At 70.8% G+C, this 24,130-nt stretch carries 21 protein-coding genes; 11 read left to right on the forward strand and 10 right to left on the reverse strand.

Annotated elements, in window-relative coordinates; all coding sequences use genetic code 11:
* Positions 1-334: 334 nt before the first annotated feature.
* The 3 genes from SRB5_RS13995 (at position 335) to SRB5_RS14005 (ending at position 3,582) form a co-directional block, all read left to right on the forward strand.
* On the forward strand, positions 335-1,012 hold the full coding sequence (locus SRB5_RS13995; RefSeq protein ID WP_323377879.1) for a PadR family transcriptional regulator: 678 nt from the start codon (positions 335-337) through the stop codon (positions 1,010-1,012).
* 52 nt (positions 1,013-1,064) lie between these two features.
* Positions 1,065-2,147 (forward strand): inositol-3-phosphate synthase, encoded by a 1,083-nt coding sequence (locus SRB5_RS14000; RefSeq protein ID WP_153452286.1) that lies wholly within the window; start codon positions 1,065-1,067, stop codon positions 2,145-2,147.
* A gap of 139 nt (positions 2,148-2,286) precedes the next feature.
* Positions 2,287-3,582, forward strand: a complete 1,296-nt coding sequence (locus SRB5_RS14005; protein ID WP_153452287.1) for an MFS transporter — start codon at positions 2,287-2,289, stop codon at positions 3,580-3,582.
* A 10-nt stretch (positions 3,583-3,592) separates the two neighbouring features.
* Here SRB5_RS14005 and SRB5_RS14010 read toward each other — a convergent pair whose 3' ends face one another.
* Positions 3,593-5,065, reverse strand: a complete 1,473-nt coding sequence (locus SRB5_RS14010) for a CCA tRNA nucleotidyltransferase (RefSeq protein ID WP_323377916.1) — start codon at positions 5,063-5,065, stop codon at positions 3,593-3,595.
* A gap of 214 nt (positions 5,066-5,279) precedes the next feature.
* On the opposite strand from SRB5_RS14010, the gene SRB5_RS14015 reads away from it, so the two are divergent.
* The 7 genes from SRB5_RS14015 to trxA all read left to right on the forward strand — a co-directional run bounded on the left by SRB5_RS14015 (position 5,280) and on the right by trxA (position 15,116).
* Complete coding sequence (locus tag SRB5_RS14015; protein ID WP_323377880.1) at positions 5,280-7,619, forward strand: DUF6049 family protein; 2,340 nt, start codon at positions 5,280-5,282, stop codon at positions 7,617-7,619.
* Between the two features lie 27 nt (positions 7,620-7,646).
* Complete coding sequence (gene murJ / locus SRB5_RS14020; protein ID WP_153452390.1) at positions 7,647-9,947, forward strand: murein biosynthesis integral membrane protein MurJ; 2,301 nt, start codon at positions 7,647-7,649, stop codon at positions 9,945-9,947.
* A 130-nt stretch (positions 9,948-10,077) separates the two neighbouring features.
* A complete protein-coding gene (locus SRB5_RS14025) occupies positions 10,078-11,829 on the forward strand; it encodes a protein kinase family protein (protein ID WP_323377881.1) in 1,752 nt (583 codons plus the stop codon).
* A 52-nt stretch (positions 11,830-11,881) separates the two neighbouring features.
* Positions 11,882-12,598, forward strand: a complete 717-nt coding sequence (gene sigM / locus SRB5_RS14030) for an RNA polymerase sigma factor SigM (RefSeq protein ID WP_153452288.1) — start codon at positions 11,882-11,884, stop codon at positions 12,596-12,598.
* Positions 12,595-13,578, forward strand: coding sequence for a zf-HC2 domain-containing protein (locus tag SRB5_RS14035; protein ID WP_153452289.1), 984 nt, complete (start codon positions 12,595-12,597; stop codon positions 13,576-13,578). The genes sigM and SRB5_RS14035 overlap by 4 nt, the downstream gene beginning before the upstream one ends.
* Before the next feature lie 174 nt (positions 13,579-13,752).
* Positions 13,753-14,733 carry a thioredoxin-disulfide reductase gene (gene trxB / locus SRB5_RS14040; protein WP_323377882.1) on the forward strand — a complete coding sequence of 327 codons (981 nt, stop codon included), beginning with the start codon at positions 13,753-13,755 and terminating at the stop codon, positions 14,731-14,733.
* 44 nt (positions 14,734-14,777) lie between these two features.
* Positions 14,778-15,116: a thioredoxin gene (gene trxA / locus SRB5_RS14045; RefSeq protein ID WP_153452290.1), complete on the forward strand. Its 339-nt coding sequence runs from the start codon at positions 14,778-14,780 to the stop codon at positions 15,114-15,116.
* Positions 15,117-15,193: 77 nt separating this feature from the next.
* Here the strand turns inward: trxA and SRB5_RS14050 are convergent, their stop codons facing one another.
* The 9 genes from SRB5_RS14050 to rpmH all read right to left on the reverse strand — a co-directional run bounded on the left by SRB5_RS14050 (position 15,194) and on the right by rpmH (position 21,803).
* Positions 15,194-15,811 (reverse strand): GNAT family N-acetyltransferase, encoded by a 618-nt coding sequence (locus SRB5_RS14050; protein WP_153452291.1) that lies wholly within the window; start codon positions 15,809-15,811, stop codon positions 15,194-15,196.
* A gap of 156 nt (positions 15,812-15,967) precedes the next feature.
* Positions 15,968-17,041 (reverse strand): ParB/RepB/Spo0J family partition protein, encoded by a 1,074-nt coding sequence (locus SRB5_RS14055; protein ID WP_323377883.1) that lies wholly within the window; start codon positions 17,039-17,041, stop codon positions 15,968-15,970.
* The gene (locus SRB5_RS14060) at positions 17,038-18,072 is read right to left on the reverse strand and encodes an AAA family ATPase (protein WP_153452292.1); all 1,035 of its coding nucleotides are present in this window, start codon (positions 18,070-18,072) and stop codon (positions 17,038-17,040) included. The genes SRB5_RS14055 and SRB5_RS14060 overlap by 4 nt, the downstream gene beginning before the upstream one ends.
* Positions 18,073-18,289: 217 nt before the next feature.
* Positions 18,290-19,012 (reverse strand): 16S rRNA (guanine(527)-N(7))-methyltransferase RsmG, encoded by a 723-nt coding sequence (gene rsmG, locus SRB5_RS14065; protein WP_323377884.1) that lies wholly within the window; start codon positions 19,010-19,012, stop codon positions 18,290-18,292.
* Between the two features lie 123 nt (positions 19,013-19,135).
* Positions 19,136-19,651, reverse strand: a complete 516-nt coding sequence (locus tag SRB5_RS14070) for a Jag family protein (RefSeq protein WP_323377885.1) — start codon at positions 19,649-19,651, stop codon at positions 19,136-19,138.
* 14 nt (positions 19,652-19,665) lie between these two features.
* Positions 19,666-20,958, reverse strand: a complete 1,293-nt coding sequence (gene yidC, locus SRB5_RS14075) for a membrane protein insertase YidC (RefSeq protein WP_323377886.1) — start codon at positions 20,956-20,958, stop codon at positions 19,666-19,668.
* Positions 20,959-20,961: 3 nt separating this feature from the next.
* Positions 20,962-21,264 carry a membrane protein insertion efficiency factor YidD gene (gene yidD / locus SRB5_RS14080; protein WP_323377887.1) on the reverse strand — a complete coding sequence of 101 codons (303 nt, stop codon included), beginning with the start codon at positions 21,262-21,264 and terminating at the stop codon, positions 20,962-20,964.
* Positions 21,261-21,644: a ribonuclease P protein component gene (gene rnpA / locus SRB5_RS14085; RefSeq protein ID WP_323377888.1), complete on the reverse strand. Its 384-nt coding sequence runs from the start codon at positions 21,642-21,644 to the stop codon at positions 21,261-21,263. The genes yidD and rnpA overlap by 4 nt, the downstream gene beginning before the upstream one ends.
* A gap of 21 nt (positions 21,645-21,665) precedes the next feature.
* Complete coding sequence (gene rpmH, locus SRB5_RS14090) at positions 21,666-21,803, reverse strand: 50S ribosomal protein L34 (RefSeq protein ID WP_323377889.1); 138 nt, start codon at positions 21,801-21,803, stop codon at positions 21,666-21,668.
* A gap of 370 nt (positions 21,804-22,173) precedes the next feature.
* On the opposite strand from rpmH, the gene dnaA reads away from it, so the two are divergent.
* The gene (gene dnaA / locus SRB5_RS14095; RefSeq protein ID WP_323377890.1) at positions 22,174-23,940 is read left to right on the forward strand and encodes a chromosomal replication initiator protein DnaA; all 1,767 of its coding nucleotides are present in this window, start codon (positions 22,174-22,176) and stop codon (positions 23,938-23,940) included.
* Positions 23,941-24,130: the final 190 nt, after the last annotated feature.

A 24,130-nucleotide genomic window follows, 5' to 3' on the forward strand; every position in this document is an offset into this window, starting at 1 on the left:
CGTCGCCTGCTGGCGGTTGCGGTCAGCCGGTCCCCCCGAAGTGCGGACGGGCCATTAGGCAACCAGCCGCACTGTACCGAGGACGAGGACGTCCCCATCAGGCTCTTGGTTCCCAGTGGCTTGCATTGCCGTACAGAGTACGCACGCGTCCAAGCCACAAGACCGGATCTTTCCTGGCAGAACGGTCGAATCCACCGCGGTGACATCGGCGATGTGACGCCGTTCACAGCACCCCCTCTTGCTGGCTTCGGGCGGCCGTTCTATCGTCTGGATGTATCGAGTCGATACATCAGAGCGCCATAGCGCACAGAGCGGGAGAGGAGGACCACCGACGGTGAGCAGACGCTCCGGCATCCTCGAGTTCGCCGTCCTCGGCCTCCTCCGCGAATCCCCCATGCACGGGTACGAGCTGCGCAAGCGGCTCAACACCTCCCTGGGGGTCTTCCGCGCGTTCAGCTACGGCAGCCTCTATCCGTGCCTGAAGACGCTGGTCGGCCAGGGATGGTTGACCGAGGAACCGGGCAACGCGGCGGACGACGCGCTCGCCGCCGCCCTCGCCGGCCGCCGGGCGAAGATCGTCTACCGGCTGACGGCCGAGGGCAAGGAGCACTTCGAGGAGCTGCTCGCCCAGACCGGCCCCGACAGCTGGGAGGACGAGCACTTCACCATGCGCTTCGCCTTCTTCGGCCAGACGTCCCGTGATGTACGGGTGCGGGTGCTGGAGGGGCGGCGCAGCCGGCTCGAGGAACGCCTGGAGAAGATGCGGACGTCCCTCGCCCGCACCCGTGAGCGGCTCGACGACTACACGCTCGAGCTCCAGCGTCACGGCATGGAGTCGGTGGAACGAGAGGTCCGCTGGCTCAACGAGCTGATCGAGAGCGAGCGCGCGGGACGGGACCAGCGACGGTCCGACCCCGCGGGCGACTCCGACCGGCAGTCGACCGATACGGGCGGCCCGCCCCGGGACCGGGGTGGTACCCGACCGGATCCGTCCGACGACACATCCAGCTGAGGACCGCAGTCCGCGGGTCCTGAATTTCCGAAACACAGGGAGCAACCGTCTAATGGGTTCGGTTCGCGTAGCCATCGTCGGCGTGGGTAACTGCGCCGCTTCACTGGTGCAGGGCGTCGAGTTCTACAAGGACGCCGACCCGACCGCCAGTGTCCCCGGTCTGATGCATGTCCAGTTCGGCGAGTACCACGTCAAGGACATCGAGTTCGTCGCCGCGTTCGACGTCGACGCCAAGAAGGTCGGCCTGGACCTCTCCGACGCCATCGGCGCCAGCGAGAACAACACCATCAAGATCTGCGACGTGCCGAACAAGGGCGTGACCGTGCAGCGCGGCCACACCCTGGACGGTCTGGGCAAGTACTACCGGATGACCATCGAGGAGTCCCCCGAGGAGCCGGTGGACATCGTCAAGGTCCTCAAGGACACCAAGGCCGACGTGCTGATCTGCTACCTGCCGGTCGGTTCCGAGGACGCCGCGAAGTACTACGCGCAGTGCGCCATCGACGCCAAGGTCGCCTTCGTCAACGCCCTGCCGGTCTTCATCGCCGGTACGAAGGAGTGGGCGGACAAGTTCACCGAGGCCGGTGTGCCGATCGTCGGTGACGACATCAAGTCCCAGGTGGGCGCCACCATCACGCACCGCGTGATGGCCAAGCTCTTCGAGGACCGCGGTGTCCGCCTCGAGCGCACGATGCAGCTCAACGTCGGCGGCAACATGGACTTCAAGAACATGCTCGAGCGCGACCGCCTCGAGTCGAAGAAGATCTCCAAGACGCAGGCCGTCACCTCGCAGATCCCCGACCGGGACCTCGGCGAGAAGAACGTCCACATCGGCCCGTCGGACTACGTGGCCTGGCTGGACGACCGCAAGTGGGCGTACGTCCGCCTCGAGGGCCGTGCCTTCGGCGAGGTCCCGCTGAACCTGGAGTACAAGCTCGAGGTGTGGGACTCCCCGAACTCCGCCGGCATCATCATCGACGCCCTGCGCGCCGCGAAGATCGCCAAGGACCGGGGCATCGGCGGTCCGATCCTCTCCGCGTCCTCGTACTTCATGAAGTCCCCGCCGGTCCAGTACTTCGACGACCAGGCCCGGGAGAACGTCGAGAAGTTCATCCGCGGCGAGGTGGAGCGCTAGTCGCTTCGGGGGAGTCGGGGCCACGCCCTGGACCCCCACCCCAGCTCGACCGCCGATGGGCCCCGCAGTCACGCCGACCCGGGGCCCTTCGGCGTTCCTGCGCCCCGTGCGCCGTGCCCCGTCTGAGACCCTGAGCCGCATGTCCCTGGTCCACGACCTGCGCACCCTCCTCGGGCTCGGCGCGTTCCGCAAGCTCCTCGCCGTCCGGCTGCTGTCCCAGCTGGCCGACGGGGTCTTCCAGGTCGCCCTCGCCACCTACGTCGTCTTCTCCCCCGAGAAGCAGACCTCCGCGGCGTCCATCGCCTCCGCCATGGCCGTGCTGCTGCTCCCGTACTCCCTCGTCGGCCCCTTCGCCGGCGTGCTCCTCGACCGCTGGAGCCGGCGCCAGGTCCTCTTCTACGGCAACCTCGTGCGCGCGGTGTTCGCCGCCGCCACCGCCGTGCTCGTCGCCGCGGCCGTGCCCGACGCGCTGTTCCTGCTCTGCGCCCTGTGCGTGACCGCCGTCAACCGCTTCATCCTGTCCGGGCTCTCCGCCGCCCTGCCCCGGGTCGTGGACACCGGCGAGCAGCTGGTCATGGGCAACTCCCTGTCGCCCACCGCCGGCACCCTCGCCGCCACCTCCGGGGCCGCCGTCGGGTTCGTCGTGTCCCTGGCCGGGCCCGAGGGCCACGCCGCCGACGCGATCACCGTGTTCGTCGCGGGGCTCCTCTATCTCTGCGCCGGGCTGGCCTCGCTGCGGTTCGGCCGGGACCGGCTCGGCCCCGACCCGGAGGCGATCCCGCCGCGGCTGCGCACCGCCGTCGCGGGCACCGCGCGGGGGCTGGTGGCGGGACTGCGGCATCTCGCACAGCGGCCGGTCGCCGCGCGGGCACTGGGGTCGATGGCGGTGATGCGGTTCTGCTACGGCGCGCTGACGGTGACGGTGCTGATGCTCTGCCGGTACGCCTGGACCGACGACAACACGGAGGCGATGGCACTGCTGGGGGTCGCGGTCGGGGTCTCGGGGGCCGGGTTCTTCGCCGCGGCGGTGATCACCCCGTGGGCGGTGGCCCGGCTGGGACCGCTGGGGTGGATCACGATGTGCGCGGGCGCCGCGGCGGTGCTGGTCACGGTGCTGGGGCTGCCCTTCGCGCGGGGGACGGTCCTGGCGGCGGCGTTCGTGCTGGGGCTGGCGACGCAGGGGGCGAAGATCTCGACGGACACCGTGGTGCAGACGGCGGTGGCGGACGATCACCGGGGGCGGGTGTTCTCCCTCTACGACATGCTGTTCAACATCGCGTTCGTCGGCGCCGCCGCGGTGTCCGCCCTGATGCTCCCGCCGGACGGCCGCTCCGCGACGCTGATCCTGACGGTCGCCGCGCTCTACGCCGCCGTCGCCTGGGTCATGTTCCACACGGCACGCCCCGCGCCGGTGCGTGTTTCACGTGAAACATGACCGCCCGGCGTTACGACTGGTCCTGCGCCGCCCACCACTCACGCAGCGCCGCGACGGCCGCCTCGTGCTCCATCGGCCCGTTCTCCAGCCGCAGCTCCAGCAGCTGCTTGTACGCCCGGCCCACCGCCGGCCCCGGCCCGATCCCCAGGATCTTCATGATCTCGTTGCCGTCGAGGTCGGGCCGGATCGCGTCCAGCTCCTCCTGCTCCTGGAGCGCGGCGATGCGCTCCTCCAGCCCGTCGTACGCCCGCTGCAGCGCGTTCGCCTTGCGCTTGTTGCGGGTCGTGCAGTCGGAGCGCGTCAGCTTGTGCAGCCGGTCCAGCAGCGGCCCCGCGTCGCGTACGTAGCGCCGCACCGCGGAGTCCGTCCACTCGCCCGTGCCGTACCCGTGGAACCGCAGATGCAGCTCCACCAGCTTCGTCACGTCCTTCATCAGGTCGTTCGGGTACTTGAGCTTGCTCATCCGCGCCTTGGTCATCTTGGCGCCGACGACCTCGTGGTGGTGGAAGGAGACCCGGCCGTCGTCCTCGAAGCGCCGGGTGCGCGGCTTGCCGATGTCGTGCAGCAGCGCGGCCAGGCGCAGCGTCAGGTCGGGCCCCTCGGTCTCCAGGGCGATGGCCTGCTCCAGCACGGTCAGCGAATGCTCGTACACGTCCTTGTGCCGGTGGTGCTCGTCACGCTCCAGCCGCAGCTTCGGCAGCTCCGGCAGGACGTGCTCGGCGAGCCCGGTGTCGACGAGGAGCTTCAGGCCCTCGCGCGGGTGGGCGCCCAGCAGCAGCTTGTTCAGCTCGTCGCGCACCCGCTCCGCGGACACGATCTCGATCCGCGCGGCCATGTCCTTCATGGCCTTCTGCACCTCGGGCGCGACGGTGAACCCGAGCTGCGCGGCGAAGCGGGCGGCGCGCATCATCCGCAGCGGGTCGTCGTCGAAGGACTGCTCCGGGGTGCCGGGCGTGCGCAGCACCCGCGCGGCGAGGTCCTCCAGCCCGTGGTGCGGGTCGACGAACTCCTTCGCCGGCAGCGCCACCGCCATCGCGTTGACGGTGAAGTCGCGGCGGACCAGGTCCTCCCCGATGCTGTCGCCGTAGGCCACCTCGGGCTTGCGCGAGGTGCGGTCGTACGCCTCGGAGCGGTACGTCGTGACCTCGATCAGGAAGTCCTGCCCGCCGTCCGCCTTCATGCAGCCGACCGTGCCGAACGCGATCCCGACCTCCCACACCGCGTCCGCCCACGGCCGCACGATGCGCAGCACGTCCTCGGGACGGGCGTCGGTGGTGAAGTCCAGGTCGTTGCCGAGCCGGCCCAGCAGGGCGTCGCGCACGGAACCGCCGACGAGGGCCAGCGAGAAGCCGGCGGCCTCGAAGCGGCGGGCCAGTTCGTCGGCGACGGGGGAGACCCGCAGGAGCTCGCTCACGGCGCGGCGCTGGGCCGCGCTGAGCTGCTGATGCTGGTGCGGGTCGCGGCTGGCGCCCTCGGGGGTCACATGGTCGTTCGGCACAACAGAACAGGGTACGGGCTCCGCCGCACCCCGGGCGCCCACAGCCTCTTCGGCCGTACGGCGCCACCGCCGTCCCGGCCGCCCGCGGGACGGAACGGACGGGGTCTTGATCCGCGCGCCCGCCGTCCGTGGTATCTCGTTACCATCAGGGGTCCGGGGCCGGTTCGCGGCCCGCAGTGACGAGGACGGGCGAGCACGCGTGGCCGAGGCGGCAGACAACCACGGGACCCCCCGCAGCCCCGCCCGCCGGGGCCGGCGGCTGCCGCGCGGGCGGCGGCAGGGGCTGGCGCTGCTGGCGCTGCTGCCCGTACTGGCGGGCGTGCTGCAGCTGCCCGGCGCCGCACCGGCGCAGGCGGCGCCCTCCGGCTCGAAGACCGTCGAGGTCTCCGTCAACAGCGTGAGCCCCGCCGTCCCCGCCGCCGACGACACCGTCACCATCACCGGACAGCTGACCAACAAGGGCAAGCAGAAGGTCTCCGACGCCCGCGTCGCCCTGCGGATGACGGGCCGGCCGCTGGACAGCCGCGCCGAGATCACCAGCGGCGCGCACCGCACCGGGTTCAACTGGGCCCAGGACGGCAACGAGCTCGTCGGCGACGCCGGCCAGAAGGACATCAAGGGCGGCCTCGCCCCCGGCGTCGCCGTCCCCTTCACCGTCAGCGTGCCCGCCGAGGACCTCGCCACCGACGGCTCCGGCGTCTACCAGGTGTCCGTCGCCGTCTCCGGTACGACCCCGGCCACCCCGTGGGACACCGTGCTCGGCATCGAGCACACCTTCCTCCCCTGGCAGACCTCGGAGCGGGACACCAGGACGGGCCTGACGTATCTGTGGCCGCTGATCTCCACACCGCAGCTCACCGCGCGCACCGACCCCGACGAGGTGCAGACCCCGTACTTCATCAGCGACGCCCTGGAGCGCGAGCTGCGCCCCGGCGGCCGGCTCCAGGTGCTCCTCGACGAGGGCAAGGACCTGCCGGTGACCTGGGTCATCGACCCCGACCTGCTGGCCAGTGTGCACGCGATGACGAGCAAGCACTGGGTCCTCACCGAGGGCGGGAAGAAGCGCGTCGCCGCCTCCGAGGAGACGCAGCAGATCGCGCGGGCGTGGCTGGACGAGCTGCAGTCCGCCGTCCAGGGCCGCGAGGTGGTGGCCCTGCCCTACGGCGACACCGACCTCGCCTCGGTCGCCCACCGCGCCGAGGGCTCCTCCACCGTCGCCAAGCAGCTGTCCGAGGCCGTCGAGCTGTCCCAGATGACCGTGGAGAGCGTGCTCGAGGTCCCCGCCCGCACGGACGTCGCCTGGCCCGTACAGGGCGCGCTCGACCCGTCGATCGTGAACGTCGCCGACCGCGCCGGGGCCGACAAGATCATCGCGCGCAGCGACAGCTTCAAGGAAAGCTCCGGCCTCACGTACACGCCGACCGCGGTCCGCTCCATCGGCCAGGACCGCACCGCGATCGTCACCGACGCCGCCCTGTCCCGCGGCTTCGAGGGTGACATGGTCTCCGCCGAGTCCTCGGCGCTGGCCGTGCAGGAGTTCCTGGCCCAGACCCTGATGATCACGCTGCAGGCGCCGAACCGGCAGCGCAGCGTCGTCGTCGCCCCCCAGCGCACGCCCAGCGCCGCGCAGGCGCAGACGATGGCCACCGCCCTGCGCGGGCTGTCCAACCAGTACTGGGTCACCTCCCAGGACCTCGCGGGCGCCCTCGAGGCGAAGCCCGACCCGCGCGCGAGGCGCACGGTCCCGTCGGCCGGCAGCTACCCGCGCAAGCTGCGCGCCCAGGAGCTGCGCCCCGAGACGTTCGTCGGCATCCGCGACACCCAGCAGGACCTGGAGAACTTCCGGGTCATCCTCACCGAGCCGGTCCGGGTGATCGCGCCCATCGGCAACGCCATAAAGCGTGAGCTGTCCAACCAGTGGCGCGGTGACCCGGATGGCGCAAGGGCGTACCGCGACGACGTACGCCACGAGCTCTCCCAGCTCACCGGCTCGGTCACCCTGATCGACAAGAGCGATCTGACGCTGTCGGGACGCACCGGGGTCATCCCGGTCACCGTCCAGAACAACCTGGTGCAGGACGTGAAGGGACTCAAGGTCCGACTGACGTCCAGCAACGAGCGGCGGCTGAAGATCAGCGAGGACCAGGTGGTGTCCGTCCCCGGCGGCCACAGCACGTCGGTGAAGTTCGAGACCACCGCCAACGCCAGCGACAACTTCACGATCACCGCGCAGCTCTACACCGCGGACGACCGGGCCTTCGGGGAAGAGAAGCGGTTCAAGGTCGAGGTAACGTCGATCACCTCGACGGTGCTGCTCGTGATCGGCGTCGGGATCCTGCTGATCGTCCTCGCCGGCGTACGGATGTACACGCAGCGCAAGCGGGCGGCCGCCGCGGCGGAGACCGATGACGGTGATGACGGCGACAACAGCGGCGACGACGGCGACGCCGGTGTGAACGACCCGGAGGCGGGCAGCAGCGATGACACCGGACCGGCTGACGAGGCTCGTACGGAGACAGGTGAGAAGGTGGACCGGTAGGCCTGCCGAGACGATGTTGGGGTGGCGATGAACGCGCCGTACGACGGTGACCGGACACAGGGCACGGGTGGCGATCCCGCGGACCAGCCCGCCCCGGACCAGGCTCCCGTGAGCGCCCGGCCGGCCCCCGGCCTGCCCTGGTCGTCCCCGCAGCCCGAGCCGTACCCCCAGGACCCCTACGTGCAGGGCGCCTACGCCAGCGACCCGTACCGCGAGCCCGACCCGCTCACGGACGTCTCCTACGACCGCGCCGCGCACCCCCCGCCGCCCCCCGGCAGCGTGCCCCCCGCGCAGCCGCTGTACCAGGCGCCCCCGGCCCCGCAGCACGGCCCGGACCCGCAGCTGTACGCCGCCCCGCCCGCCCCGGAGCCGGACGGCCCCGGCCGCCATCTGCCGTACGGCGACGCCGCCGGGGACACCCGCTACCTCGGCGTCGACGACCTGCTGACGGAGTCCGCGCAGCCGCAGGCCCAGCCGGACGCGTTCGCGCACCTCTACCGTGACCAGGACGCCACCCCGCAGCAGGCGCCGCAGGGCCCGCCGCAGAACGCCCTGCAGTACCAGCCGCAGTACGAGCCGGGGTACCGGCCGCAGCCGCAGCACCCCCAGCAGCCGTACGCCCAGCAGCAGCCCCAGCACCCCCAGCCCGCGCCGCCCCCGGAGCAGCCCGCCGTGCCCCCGCAGCGCAGCGGCGGCCGGGTGAGCAGCCTGGCCAAGTCCAGCGCCGTGATGGCCGCGGGCACCCTCGTCTCCCGGATCACCGGGTTCATCCGCCAGCTGCTGCTCGTCGCCGCCCTCGGCACCACCGTCCTCGGTGACGCCTACAGCGTCGCCTTCACCCTGCCGACGATGATCTACATCCTGACCATCGGCGGCGGGCTGAACTCGGTCTTCGTCCCGCAGCTGGTCCGCGCGATGAAGGACGACGAGGACGGCGGCGAGGCCTACGCCAACCGGCTGCTGACGCTCGTCTCCGTCATCCTCGGCGGCCTCGTGCTGGTGGCCGTGCTGGCCGCCCCGCTGCTGGTCCGGATGATGTCGGTGAGCATCGCCGACAACCCCACGCACAACTCGGTCGCGGTCGCCTTCGCCCGCTACTGTCTGCCCACCATCTTCTTCATGGGCATCCACGTCGTCATGGGCCAGATCCTCAACGCCCGCGGCCGCTTCGGCGCCATGATGTGGACCCCGGTCCTGAACAACCTCGTCGTCATCGCCACCTTCGGCCTGTTCCTGTGGGTGTACGGCACCCAGAACACCTCCGGCATGACGACCGCCACCATCACCGACGAGGGCCTCCGCCTCCTGGGCATCGGCACGCTGCTGGGCCTGGTGGTGCAGGCGCTGGCCATGGTCCCGTATCTGCGGGCGGCGGACTTCCGGCTGCGGCCGCGGTTCGACTGGAAGGGCCAGGGTCTGGGCAAGGCCGCCGCGCTCGCCAAGTGGACCGTGCTGTTCGTCCTCGCCAACCAGGCGGGCCTGCTCGTCGTCACCCAGCTCGCCACCTGGGCCGGCGACAACGCCGCGGAGGCCGGGCACGACGGCTCCGGCATCCTCGCGTACAACAGCGCCCTGCTGATCTGGCAGATGCCGCAGGCCATCATCACCGTCTCGGTGATGGCCGCGCTGCTCCCCCGGATCTCCCGCGCCGCCGCCGACGGCGAGCCCCTCGCGGTCCGCGACGACATCTCGCACGGCCTGCGCACCTCCGCCGTCGCCATGGTCCCGGTCGCGTTCGGCTTCGTCGCCCTGGGCATCCCGATGAGCCTGCTGCTGTTCGGCAGCGGCGGCACCGACGGCGCCCGCTCCATCGGCCTGGTGCTGATGGCCTTCGGCCTGGGCCTCGTCCCGTACTCGGTGCAGTACGTGGTGCTGCGCGGCTTCTACGCGTACGAGGACACCCGGACGCCCTTCTACAACACCCTCATCGTGGCCGCCGCCAACGCGGCGCTCTCCGGCCTCAGCTTCCTCCTGCTCCCGGACCGCTACGCCGTCGTCGGCATGGCCGCCGCGTACGGCATCGCCTACGCGATCGGAGTAGGCGTCGCCTGGCGCCGGCTGAAGACCCGCACGGGTGATCTGGACGGCCCGCGGGTGGTGCGCACGTACACCAGGCTGGCACTGGCGAGCGTCCCCGCCGCGGTCGTCTCCGGCCTCATCGCGCTGGGGCTGCTGAAGGCCCTCGGCGAGGGATTCTTCGGGGCGCTCGTCGCGCTGGCCCTCGGCGGGGTGGCGCTGCTGGGCATCTTCTACGTCACCGCGCGCAGGCTGCGCATCGAGGAGCTGAACTCGCTCGTGGGGATGGTCCGTGGCCGGCTCGGACGCTGAGCCCGCGGCGGTGCGGACACAACCTTCCGCGTCCGGCACGTGTCGTGGTTAGCAGGCGGTGCGGGCACAATTGGCAGGAGTCTGAATAGTGGGGCCGGTGCGGACAACGACTGGGGAGGCAGGAACGACGGTGTCGGAACGGAGCACGGCGGCCGTCTCCTCGGCGGACGACCCCAACGACGCGGAAGGCACGACGCGGGACGAGCGGGCGCCCGGCACGCCGGCCGCCGCGGAGGCTGGGACGACCGCGGCCGGTACGGATACGAAGACCGCGGACGACACCCCGGCGGACACGACCCCGCCGGACGAGACCCCCACCGACGAGACGGCCACCGACGAGGCGCCCGCCGAAGACGCCCCGAAGGCCGTCCCCGCACCGCCCGAGCTGCACAGCGGGCACAAGCTGGCCGGGCGCTACCGGCTGGAGGAGTGCCTCACCAAACTCGACGGCTTCAGCAGCTGGCGCGCCGTCGACGAGAAGCTGCGCCGCGCGGTCGGCATCCACGTCCTGCCGGCCGGGCATGACCGCGCCACCCCGGTGCTGGCCGCCGCCCGCTCCTCCGCCCTGCTGGGTGACCCTCGCTTCGTCCAGGTCCTCGACGCGATCGCCGAGGACGAGCTCTCCTACGTCGTCCACGAGTGGCTGCCCGACGCCGTCGAGCTGAGCACGCTCCTCGCGGGCGGCCAGCCCCTCGAGGCGCACGAGGCCTACCAGCTCGTCCAGCAGGTCTCCCAGGCGATGACCGCCGCCCACCGCGAGGGCCTGGCGCACCTGTGCCTGTCCCCGTCCGCCGTGCTGCGCACCTCCAGCGGCCAGTACCGCATCCGCGGCCTCGCCGTACAGGCGGCGCTGCGCGGCATCAGCGCCGAGCGCCCGCAGCGCACGGACACCGAGGCCGTCGGCGCCCTGCTGTACGCGTCCCTCACGGCCCGCTGGCCGTACGAGGAGGACGCGTACGGCCTGCAGGGCCTGCCCAAGGGCAGCAAGGGCAGCAGCCTCCCCGCCCCCGACCAGGTGCGCGCCGGAGTGCACCGCGGGCTCTCCGAGCTCGCCATGCGGGCGCTGGTGAACGACGGCGCCACCCCCACCCGCCTCGAGCCGCCGTGCACCACCCCCGAGGAGCTCTCCGCCGCGGTGGCGAAGCTTCCCCGCATCCGCCCGCCGGAGCCGGCGTACACCGCGCCCGAGGCCTTCCGCGCCGCCCCGTACCGGCCGGCCCACCCCGGTGCCCCGGCGCCGACCGTCGCCACGCCGACGCTGCCGGGCCGTACCGGCAAGGCGCTGAAGTGGAGCGTGTCCGCGCTGCTGATCGCCGCGCTGGCCCTGGGCAGCTGGCAGCTGGCCGACACCCTGATGAACCGCGGCTCCCAGTCCGACGACAACGCCGGGGACCAGCAGCGGTCGTCCGTCCGGCACCCGCCCGCGCCCGCCGGGGGCAAGCCGGTCACGATCAGCGCGGTACGGGACTTCGACCCGCTCGGCAACGGCGAGGAGACGCCGAGCTCCGTGCCCAAGGCGTACGACGGTAACGCCGCCACGTTCTGGAACAGCCAGTGGTACACGAACAGCCGGTTCGGCAATCTGAAGTCCGGCATCGGCCTCATCCTCGACCTCGGCAAGGCCCGGCAGGTCGGCGGCGTGAAAGTCACCCTCGTCGGTGACACCGCCGTCGCGGCCATGGCCGCTCCCCGTGCCACCACCGCGATGCCCGGCGACCTGTCGGGCTTCGCGCAGTTCGACACCGGCAAAGGCAACGATCTGACGCTGAAGCCGAAGAAGCCGGTGATCACAAGGTACGTTCTGGTGTGGCTCACGGAGCTGCCCATGGGAACGGACGGGCAGTTCCGTGGCAAGATCTCGGAGATCTCCGTCACGAGCTGAACGAGGACGCCGGCTCGGGAGTCACAGCGACCACCTGGGGAGGGGGCGGGCCTTGGAGCAGCCGGGCAACGACGTCACCGACGACCGGGAGCTGATCGCCCGCCACGTCGCGGGCGACCCGGACGCCTTCGCGGAAATCGTCAGACGCCACCGCGACCGTCTCTGGGCGGTGGCCCTGCGCACCCTGGGGGACAGGGAGGAGGCGGCCGACGCCCTCCAGGACGCCCTCGTCTCCGCCTTCCGCGCCGCCCACACCTTCCGCGGCCAGTCCGCCGTCACGACCTGGCTGCACCGCATCACGGTGAACGCCTGCCTGGACCGCGTCCGCAAGGCCGCCACCCGGCGCACCTCCCCCGTCGCGGACACCGAGCGCTTCGAGCAGCTGCTGGAGCCCGCGGAATCCGCCGCCGCCCCCGCCGAGCGCCTCGATCTGCACCGCGAGCTGTTCGCCGCCCTCGCCACGCTCCCCTCAGAGCAGCGGGCGGCGCTGATCCTGGTCGACATGCAGGGCTACCCGGTCGCCGAGGCCGCCGCGATCCTGGGCGCCCCCGTGGGTACGGTGAAGAGCCGCTGCGCCCGCGGCCGGGCCCGGCTGCTGCCCCTCGTCACGCATCTCCGTCCGCCGAACCCGTCCGATCCCCCGAATCCGCCGGGCCCACCAGGCCCGCGCAGGAACCCGGACGGCGCCCCGTCCGTCCCACAGACGGCGGGCAGCGCGGACACCACCCATGAGGCAGGCACCAGGAAGGGCGGAGGTGACATCGCATGACGCCGGAGAAGCAGACCTCCGTCACCGGCTGGCACCCTGACGTCGAGGCGATCGCCGACTACGCCGAGGGCCTCCTCGAGCCGCAGCCTGCCGCCACCGTCGAGGCACATCTGGAGCACTGCGGACTCTGCACCGACATCCGGCTGTCGCTGGACGAGATCGGCTCGATGCTGGGCGAGCTCGGCGAGCTCCCGCCCGCACCCGACATCACCATCCCCGACGACATCGCCGCCCGGATCGACGCGGCGCTGGCCGCCGAGCCGATGCCGGTTTCACGTGAAACCACGCCCGGTGTTTCACGTGAAACCGCGACAGCCGCGACTCCCGGATCCGCCGTTTCACGTGAAACCACGCCCGGCGCACCCTCCCGCCCGTTCGGTCACGCGCCCGGCTCCACCGGCCCCGGCCGTCCACGCCGGCGCCGGCTGGGCCGCGTACTCGTCGGCGCGTCCCTGGGCATCGCCCTCCTCGGCTCGCTCGTGTTCCTGGCCCAGCTCTCCCTCTCCCCCTCGGACGGCTCGAAGGACGCCGCGGTGAGCCAGGACTCGGCCGCCGGCGAGAAAACCGGACCCCAGTCCCAGTCGGGGACGGAACTCAATCAGGAGACCCTCGGGGGCCGCGTCCACGAGCTGCTGAGCACGGGCGGCGCCCATGGCTACTCCAGCGCACCGGACACGATGAAGAAGGGGGACACGGAGCCGCTCTCCCCGGATTCACCACGGGCACAGGAAACGCAGGGAGCCCCGGCCGCGGGCACCCCCGTGCGCGTACCGTCGTGCGTCCGGCAGGCCGTGGACGCCACGGGCGACCCGATCGCCGTCGAGCGGGAGACCGTCCGGGGCGACGAGGCCCTGCTGCTGGTCTTCACCGACCCCGACGATCCCGCGTACGTCGACGCCTACGTCGTCGATCTGCGGTGCGACACGGACAGCGACCGCAGGGCGGAGCTGCTGCTGCGGGACCGCTACCCCCGCCCGTAAGCCCTCTGCCGGCCCCCGCGAGCCACGGCACGAGCCCTTCCCGGGGGCGGGCAGCCGTGCCATCGGGTATCGGGAATGCCGGGCCCGTAGGATCCGTTAGGTGGTGTGACAGGCCCCCTCCCGGGGGGCCGGCGCCACTAGGTACGCAGTCGGCATGAGACAAGGAAGTATCCCGTGAGCGACGTCCGTAACGTGATCATCATCGGCTCTGGGCCCGCGGGCTACACGGCCGCGCTGTACACGGCCCGCGCTTCCCTGAAGCCGCTGGTCTTCGAGGGCGCCGTGACAGCCGGTGGTGCGCTGATGAACACCACCGAGGTGGAGAACTTCCCCGGTTACCGCGACGGCATCATGGGCCCCGACCTGATGGACAACATGCGGGCCCAGGCGGAGCGCTTCGGCGCCGAGCTGGTCCCGGACGACATCATCTCCGTGGACCTCACCGGTGACATCAAGACCGTCACCGACACGGCCGGGACCGTGCACCGCGCGAAGGCCGTGATCGTCGCGACGGGCTCCCAGCACCGCAAGCTCGGGCTGCCCCGCGAGGACGAGCTGTCCGGCCGCGGCATCTCCTGGTGTGCCACCTGTGACGGCTTCTTCTTCAAGGAGCACGACATCGTGGTCGTCGGCGGCGGTGACACGGCGATCGAGGAGGCGACCTTCCTCTCCCGCTTCGCCAAGTCCGTGACGATCGTGCACCGCCGGGACGCGCTGCGTGCCTCCAAGGCGATGCAGGAGCGCGCCTTCGCCGACCCGAAGATCTCGTTCGTCTGGGACAGCGAGGTCACCGAGATCCACGGCGACGTCAAGCTCTCCGGTGTCACCCTGCGGAACGTGAAGACGGGGGAGACCTCCCGGCTGCCCGTCACCGGACTGTTCATCGCGATCGGCCACGACCCGCGGACGGAGCTCTTCAAGGACCAGCTGAAGCTGGACGGCGAGGGCTATCTGACCGTGGACGCGCCGAACACCCGGACCAACCTCACCGGCGTCTTCGGTGCCGGCGACGTCGTGGACCACACCTACCGTCAGGCGATCACGGCGGCCGGCACGGGCTGCTCCGCCGCCCTGGACGCCGAGCGCTTCCTCGCCGCCCTCGCGGACAGCGAGAAGACCGCAGAGCCGGAGAAGACGGCCGCCACCGCCGTCTGACCCAGACCACCCACCCCCCGCACAACGAGGCAAAGGAGACCACCATGGCCGGTGCCACGGTGACCGCGACCGACGCGGATTTCGAGGAGAAGGTCCTCAAGAGCGACAAGCCTGTCCTGGTCGACTTCTGGGCCGAGTGGTGCGGCCCGTGCCGCATGATCGCCCCGTCGCTCGAGGCGATCGCCGCGGAGAACGGCGAGAAGCTCACCGTCGTGAAGCTCAACATCGACGAGAACCCGGCGACGGCCGCCAAGTACGGCATCATGTCGATCCCGACGATGAACGTGTACCAGGGCGGTGACGTGGTGAAGACCATCGTCGGCGCCAAGCCGAAGGCGGCGCTGGAGCGCGACCTCGCGGAGTTCATCGCCACCAAGGCGTGACGCCCGGCTCCCGTTTCACGTGAAACACCGATGCCCGCCCCTCCTCTCCGGGGCGGGCATCGTCGTATCCGGGGCAGTTACAGGGGCCGCAGCACCGGGTCCTTCTGGACCGCCCCCAGGAGCTTGTCGAGCGCCATCTCCATGTCCTCCCGCCAGGACAGCGTGGACCGCAGCTCCAGCCGGAGCCGGGGATAGCGGGGATGCTGGCGGACCGTCTTGAAGCCGACCGCCAGAAGATGCTCCGCCGGCAGTACACAGGCCGGCTCGGTCCACCGGGCGTCACCGAACGCCTCGATCGCCTTCACCCCCCGGCGCAGCAGATCCTTGGCGACCGTCTGGACCATCACCCGCCCCAGCCCCTGCCCCTGGAACCGGGGACCGAGCCGGGCCGTCATCAGCTGGACCGCGTCGGAGGAGACGGGACTGGTCGGGAACGCCGTCGAGCGGGGAACGTAGGCCGGAGGCGCGTACATCACGAAGCCCGCCGGTACGTCGTCGACGTAGACGACGCGACCGCAGGAGCCCCACTCCAGCAGTACGCCGGAGATCCACGACTCCTTCTCCGACTCCGCCCGCCCCGCCTTCACCGCAGCGTCCCCACGGACCGGATCGAGTTCCCAGAAGACACACGACCGGCACGGCCCCGGAAGGTCCGGGAGGTTGTCGAGTGTGAGCGGTACGAGCTTTCGCCCCATGGAGCCCTCTCGTTCCCGGCGAACGCGACGGGTTCTGCCGGCCGGTCGTCGCATGGCCGCCCCTCTCCCATACGTAAGGGCATCGTACCCGGACAGCACAGAGCGGGCCGTGAGAATCACGGCCCGCCCGCTTCCGCCCCCCGGCAGATCAGTACCTCACTCGTCGTCCTCGTCGTCGTCGGCCGCGGCGAGACTGCGCTCCAGGACCTTCCCCTCGCCGGGGGCGAGGGTGCCGAGGATGCGCTCCAGATCCTCTATCGACGCGAACTCGACGACGATCTTGCCCTTGCGCTGGCCCAGATCGACCTTCACCCGGGTCTCGAACCGGTCCGAGAGCCGCGACGCGAGATCGGTGAGCGCCGGCGCCATCCGGCTGCCGGCCCGCGGCGCCTTCGCCCGCGCGGCGGACTTGGGCAGCGTGTCCATGATCTTGACGATCTCCTCGACGCCCCGCACCGACAGCCCCTCGGCCACGATGCGGCGGGCGAGGCGGTCCTGCTCCTCCGGGTCGTCCAGCGACACGAGCGCACGGGCGTGGCCGGCGGAGAGGATGCCCGCGGCCACCCGGTCCTGCACCTTCGGCGGCAGCGTCAGCAGCCGCAGGGTGTTCGACACCTGGGGGCGGGACCGGCCGATCCGGTCGGCGAGTTCGTTGTGGGTGCAGCCGAACTCCCGCAGCAGCTGGTCGTAGGCGTTCGCCTCCTCCAGCGGATTCAGCTGGGCCCGGTGGAGGTTCTCCAGCAGAGCGTCCAGCAGCATCTTGTCGTCGTCGGTGTCCCGGACGATCGCGGGGATCCGCGCCAGCCCGGCCTCCCGGCAGGCCCGCCACCGGCGCTCGCCCATGATGAGCTCGTAGCGCTCGGGACCGACCTGACGCACCACGACCGGCTGCAGCAGGCCGACCTCCTGGATGGAGGTGACCAGCTCGGCCAGGGCCTCCTCGTCGAACACGTCACGCGGCTGATGCGGGTTCGGCGTGATGGAGTCCAGGGGCAGCTCGGCGAAGTGCGCACCGGCCACCTCGTCGAGCCGCACCGGCTCGGAATACTCGTGATCGACGGTCTCCGGCCCCTCGAAGGAACTCGGGATGTCCCGCTCCGACACTATGACCGGAACCGCACCGGGCGAGGTGGTCGCGCCGCCCACCAGCGGGCCGTTGTCCGGCGCCGCCGGAGCCGCCGGGATCAGTGCCCCGAGCCCGCGGCCCAGCCCTCTGCGTTGTCCACTCACTGAGCCCCTCCGTCACTGCTGTTGCTGTCGGCCATGTCCGTCCCGGCCCCGCGAAGCGCGATCTCCCGGGCCGCCTCCAGATAGGAGAGCGAGCCGCTGGAACCCGGATCGTACGTCAGAACCGTCTGCCCGTAGCTCGGCGCCTCGGAGATCCGCACCGACCGCGGAATGCTGGTGCGCAGCACCTCCTCGGCGAAGTGGCTGCGGACCTCGTCGGCCACCTGCGAGGCGAGCCGGGTCCGGCCGTCGTACATGGTGAGGAGGATCGTCGAGACCTTGATCCGCGGGTTGAGATGACCGCGGACCAGATCGACGTTGCGCAGCAGCTGGCCCAGCCCCTCCAGCGCGTAGTACTCGCACTGGATCGGGATCAGGACCTCGGCGCCCGCCACCATCGCGTTCACGGTGAGCAGGCCGAGTGAGGGCGGGCAGTCCACGAAGATGTAGTCCAGGGGCTGCTCGTACGCGTCGATGGCGCGGCGCAGCCGGCTCTCCCGGGCCACCAGCGACACCAGCTCGATCTCCGCACCGGCCAGATCGATGGTCGCCGGGGCACAGAAGAGGCCCTCGACGTCCGTGACGGGCTGCACCACGTCCGACAGGGGCTTGCCGTCCACGAGGACGTCGTAGATCGACGGCACGTCCGAGTGGTGGTCGATCCCGAGCGCGGTGGAGGCGTTGCCCTGGGGATCGAGGTCGACGACCATCACCCGGGCCCCGTGCAGGGCCAGCGACGCGGCCAGATTGACCGTGGTGGTGGTCTTCCCCACACCGCCCTTCTGGTTGGCGACGACGATCACCCGGGTCTGCTCGGGGCGCGGCAGGCCCTGGCCCGCCCGGCCCAGCGCCTCGACGGCAAGCTGAGCGGCACGGCCGATGGGAGTGTCGTCCATGGGGGGAGGTGTTTCACGTGAAACATCCTCAGAACGGGGACCGGGGACCGGGTCGGCCATCGGTCCCGCGACGTTGGCATCGGACCGCAAGGATTCACTCTCCTCGACTTCAGACTCGCAATAAACAGAGCCTGCCATGCCGAGGGGTTTGCGTACCAGCGAGCCCCGTTCTCCTGTGGATGAATCTCGGTCACTTGAGGCCCTGCGACCCTCCGCAGCCTCACGGGTCCGGTTCAGGATGCCTGGAAGCAATGAGCGACGTTTCACGTGAAACACGATGGCCGGGTGTCGGATCAGGGCGGGATCCGACACTCCGCAGCACAGGAATTGCGTCCTTAATGGAGCAAGGCAGGAGTCAGCGCCGGCGCCCTCGGGTCTTCGACGACTTACGCGCCGCCCGGGCCCGCTTCGCCGCGAACCGCACCCCGCCCGGGCTCTCGCCCACCACCGCCCGCACCACCGTGGACAGCGGATCCACGACCCCGGCGCCCACCTGCAGCACCGACGTCTCCACCACGCCCAGCTTGCTCAGCGCCGACCTCGACGCCTGCAGCTCCTCCTGCGCCGTATCGCCCTTCAGCGCCAGCATCTCCCCGTACGGCCGCAGCAGCGGCACTCCCCACCCCGCCAGCCGCTCCAGCGGCGCCACGGCCCGCGCCGTCACCACATGCACCGGCTGCAACGTCCCCAGGACCTCCTCGGCCCGGCCCCGCACCACCGTCACATGGTCCAGCCCCAGCAGCTCCACGACCTCCTGGAGGAAGTTCGTCCGGCGCAGCAGCGGCTCCAGCAGCGTGATCCGCAGATCGGGCCGGACCAGCGCCAGCGGAATCCCCGGCAGCCCCGCCCCAGACCCCACGTCGCACACCGTGACGCCCTCCGGCACCACCTCGGACAGCACCGCGCAGTTCAGCAGATGCCGCTCCCAGAGCCGGGGCACCTCACGCGGACCGATCAGCCCCCGCCGTACCCCGGCGTCGGCCAGCAGCTCCGCGTACCGCACCGCGTCCGGCAGCCGCTCGCCGAACACCTTCTCCGCCGCCTTGGGCGCGGCGGGAAGCTCCGCTGACTCCGTCACGGCACTGTCCTCTCCTGGGTCGAACTGGATGGCGCTTTCAGACTGACAAGAACCGGCCCCGTCTGCGAGGCAGACGGGGCCGGACCACACACACGGGCAAGCAGGCCCGCCACCGCACCTTCGTCAGGCCGGCAGCACGACCACACAGCGCTCGGGCTCCTCGCCCTCCGACTCACTGCGCAGCCCCGCGGCCTTCACCGCGTCATGGACCACCTTGCGCTCGAAGGGGGTCATCGGGTGCAGCTTGACGGGCTCGCCGCTCTCCTTGACCTCCTCGACCGCCTTGTTGCCGATCTCCACCAACTGCCCGCGCTTACGGGCCCGGTGACCGGCGATGTCCAGCATCAGCCGGCTGCGGTCACCCGTCTCCCGGTGCACGGCCAGCCGGGTCAGCTCCTGGAGCGCCTCCAGCACCTCACCGTCGCGGCCGACCAGCTTCTGCAGCTCCCGGCTCTCGCCCTCGCTGATGATCGACACGGAGGCACGGTCGCCCTCCACATCCATATCGATGTCGCCGTCGAGATCCGCGATGTCCAGCAGACCCTCGAGATAGTCGGCGGCGATCTCGCCCTCCTGCTCGAGGCGGGACAGCGCGTCCGTCTCCTCGGCGGCCACAGCCGCCTCAGCGGTTTCCGTCACGTCGTGACTCCTTCTTACTTCTTCGACGACGGGTGCTTGGGGCGCTGACCGCCACCCTTGCGCTTCCCGGAGCCGGCGGAACGGGGGTTGCCGGTGGCCCGCGAACGGCCTCCCTGGCCGCCCTGGCCACTCGCCGGCTGGGGCTTCTTCTGCATGGACGGCTTGGCGTCCTCGGGCTCCGGCGACGAGTCGCCGGCCGCGTCCGCGGCGTCCGTGGTCTCCGCGTCCTGCTTGGCCGCGGCCTGGCGCTGCGCCTTGGTCTGCCGCTTCGGCTGCTGACGGCGGGTCGTGCCGCCCTCGACGATCGTGGCCTCGGGCTTGACCTCGCCCTTCTCCACGGTGCCGTCCTCCAGCGCCACCAGACCGGCCAGGTTCAGCCCGTTCACGAACTTGCGCTCGGCGTCGTTGCGGTCCCGGCTGTTCTTGGCCGCGATGCCCCGGACGATGGCCTTCTCGCGCCGTGTGCTGGTCTTCTCGTGCCGCAGCACCGTGGTCTGCAGCTTGCCCAGCATCTTCGCCTGCGCCTTGCTGCCCGGGGTGGGGTTGCGCTCGATGACGTACATCTGCTGGCCCATGGTCCACACGTTGGTGGTCAGCCAGTACACCAGGACACCGACCGGGAAGTTGATGCCGAAGACGGCGAACATGATCGGGAACACATACATCAGCAGCTTCTGCTGCTGCATGAATGGCGTCTTGACCGTCAGGTCCACGTTCTTCGTCATCAGCTGGCGCTGCGTGAAGAACTGCGAGGCCGACATCAGCACGATCATGACCGCGGTGACGATCCGCACGTCCGTCAGCGAGGAGCCCAGCTCCTCCACCTTGGCGGCGCTGTCCATGAACTTCGCCGCGATCGGGGCGCCGAAGATGTGCGCAGCCCGCATCTGCTCGACCTGGGTCTGCGTCAGGACGCCGACCTCGTGGTTGCTGGCGACCTTGCTCAGCACCCGGAACAGCGCGATGAAGAACGGCGACTGCGCGAGGATCGGAAGACAGCTCGACAGCGGGTTCGTACCCGTGTCCTTGTAGAGCTTCATCATCTCTTCGGACTGGCGCTGCTTGTCGTTCTTGTAGCGCTCCTGGATCGCCTTCATCTTCGGCTGCAGGATCTGCATGTTCCGCGTCGCCTTGATCTGCTTCACGAAGAGCGGGATCAGGGCGATCCGGATGACCACCACGAGCGCCACGATCGACAGGCCCCAGGCCCACCCGCTGTCCTCGGGAAACACGAGGCTGAACAGATGGTGGAACTGGACAATGATCCAGGACACTCCGATATACAAGGGGTTGAGGACCGTGTCCACGAATCAGGCTCCTTGGGCGTTGGGCTCAGACGTCGTCTCGCCCCCACGGCTGCTGATCCGAAGACGCAGACGCTGGTGCCAGACCGGATGCTTGCGGGGCGGGACATGATCGACTCCGCCGAGCGACCACGGATTGCAGCGCAGAATGCGCCAAGCAGTCAGGGCCGTGCCTTTCAGCGCACCGTGCACGCGGATCGACTCGTACCCGTAGTGCGAACACGACGGGTAGTACTTGCAGACCGGGCCCAGCAGCGGGCTGATGGTCCACTGGTACAACTTGATCAACCACAGCAGCGGATACTTCACAGCGGCGCCTTCTTCCGGGGGGAGGAGTCGCTCAGTCGCCGCAGCGCCGCATCCAGATCACCGCTCAGCCGGTCGAAACCGGCCTGCGCGGCGCCCGGCAGCGCGCGTACGACCACCAGGCTACCGGGGGGCAGCCCCGCGACCCGGTCCCGCATGAGGTGACGAAGACGACGCTTGACCAGATTCCGCTCCACGGCGGACCCGACGGCCTTGCTCACGACGAAACCCGCACGCGCCGCGGGAGCGTTCTCCCCGGGAGCATGCGGGCCGTTGCCGCTGTTCAGATGGACGACGAGAGTCGGGCGCCCGGCCCGACGACCCCGTCGTACCGCGGTCGCGAAGTCCTCGCGCCGCCTCAGCCGATGCTGGTAAGGCAGCACGATGAGACCACTGGAATCAGGTCAGGCGGACAGGCGGGCGCGACCCTTGCTGCGGCGGTTCGCCAGAACGGCGCGGCCGGCACGGGTACGCATCCGCAGCCGGAAGCCGTGGGTCTTGGCACGCTTGCGGTTGTTCGGCTGGAAAGTGCGCTTGCTCACTCGGGGGCTCCACAAAGCTTCGGATCTCGCCGCGTGACGAGACAGAGGGGCTGACCGTCAACGGCTGTCACCGTGCGCCCACGAGTAGCTCGCAATACGCCGGTCCAGTGATCCCACCGCGGCGCCGGCCCTTCGGAGGCAGGCGGCAGCAGCCGTCGACAACTCGACCTCGATACGGTACGTGCGACAGCACCATCCGGTCAAACCGGAGACGCGTCCCCACCCCCGCCGGGCCACCGCCACCCACTTTCGTACACACCCCTGTGGACAACAACTTGAACGGGGGCCCAGATGGTAGCTACCGTGGCATTTTCCCCGCCCGCGTTCGGGCGCCGCCCTGACCGAGCGAGTGAGTGAGTGAGAGTGCCCTGTGGCTGACCTACCTGCAGATCTCGCCGCAGTGTGGCCACGCGTCCTCGACGAGCTCCTCACCGGCGGCCAGGATGTCAAGCCGCAGGACCAGCGCTGGCTGCGCGACTGCCAGCCCCTCGTCCTGGTGGCCGGTACGGCCGTGATCGCCGTCCCCAACGAATACGCCAAGGGTGTCGTGGAGGGCAGACTCGCCCCCGCGATCAGCGACGCGCTCAGCCGCGCCTGCGGCCAGCCCATCGGCCTGGCGATCACCGTCAGCCCCACGGAGCCCGACCCCAGGCCCACTCCCGCCGCACCCCCCGCCGGCCACCCGGGCCCGGCCGGCCCCACCGGCCCCACGGCCCACTCCGTACCCCCGCAGGCACAGCCGCACCAGCAGCTCCCGCCGCCCCAGCCCCAGGACCGCCGCGGACCGCACGGCGTCCCCGAGCCCGCGTACGACGCGTACGAGCTCCCCGCCGCCCGCCCCGTGTACCCGGAGTACAGCCGCCCCCGGCACGAGCCGCCCGGCGCCTGGCCCCGCACGCCGATGCCCCCGGGCTACGGCCGCGACTACGACGCGCAGCCGGCCGGCCACGACCCGTACGCCACCCCCCAGCTCCACCCCCCGGTCCAGGCCCCCGGCCGCGCCCAGCTGCCGGCCCCCATGCCGAGCCCCGAGCTGCCGGCGCCCAGCGGCGCCCCCGGCCCGCTCGCGGCCCAGCCCGCCCCGGCCACCGGCCCCGGCGAGCCCACGGCCCGGCTGAACCCGAAGTACCTCTTCGACACCTTCGTCATCGGCGCCTCCAACCGCTTCGCGCACGCCGCCGCGGTGGCCGTCGCCGAGGCGCCGGCCAAGGCGTACAACCCGCTCTTCATCTACGGCGAGTCCGGCCTCGGCAAGACGCACCTGCTGCACGCCATCGGCCACTACGCCCGCAGCCTCTACCCAGGGACCCGGGTGCGCTACGTGAGCTCCGAGGAGTTCACGAACGAGTTCATCAACTCCATCCGCGACGGCAAGGCGGACACCTTCCGCAGGCGCTACCGCGACATGGACATCCTGCTCGTCGACGACGTCCAGTTCCTGGCGTCCAAGGAGTCGACGCAGGAGGAGTTCTTCCACACGTTCAACACCCTGCACAACGCGAACAAGCAGATCGTCCTGTCCAGTGACCGGCCGCCCAAGCAGCTCGTCACGCTCGAGGACAGGCTGCGCAACCGCTTCGAGTGGGGTCTGATCACGGACGTCCAGCCGCCGGAGCTCGAGACGCGGATCGCGATCCTGCGCAAGAAGGCCGTGCAGGAGCAGCTGAACGCGCCGCCCGAGGTGCTGGAGTTCATCGCCTCGCGGATCTCGCGCAACATCCGTGAGCTGGAGGGCGCGCTCATCCGCGTCACGGCGTTCGCCTCCCTCAACCGCCAGCCCGTCGACCTGGGGCTGACGGAGATCGTGCTGAAGGATCTGATCCCCGGCGGCGAGGACGCGGCTCCGGAGATCACCGCGCAGGCGATCATGGCGGCCACCGCCGACTACTTCGGCCTGACCGTGGAGGACCTGTGCGGCTCCTCCCGCAGCCGGGTGCTGGTGACGGCGCGGCAGATCGCCATGTATCTGTGCCGAGAGCTCACGGACCTCTCGCTGCCGAAGATCGGCGCCCAGTTCGGCGGCCGCGACCATACGACCGTGATGCACGCGGACCGGAAGATCCGGGCGCTGATGGCGGAGCGGCGGTCCATCTACAACCAGGTCACCGAGCTCACGAACCGCATCAAGAACAGCTGAGGCGCGGCCCGCCCGGCCCCTCCGACACCCGAGGCCCGCAGGAGTTCGAACTCCTGCGGGCCTCTTCGTTGTTCGAATGCCGGGGCCGGAAGCCCACTTCTCCACAGATCGGCGGCAGATGCCGCGTCCACACCCTGGGGAAGCCGTATGTTGTCCACCCCGCGGCTCTCAAGGTGTGGACAGGCGGGGG

Origin of the sequence: Streptomyces smaragdinus (assembly GCF_009604385.1) — a bacterium.
GTDB lineage: Bacteria > Actinomycetota > Actinomycetes > Streptomycetales > Streptomycetaceae > Streptomyces > Streptomyces smaragdinus.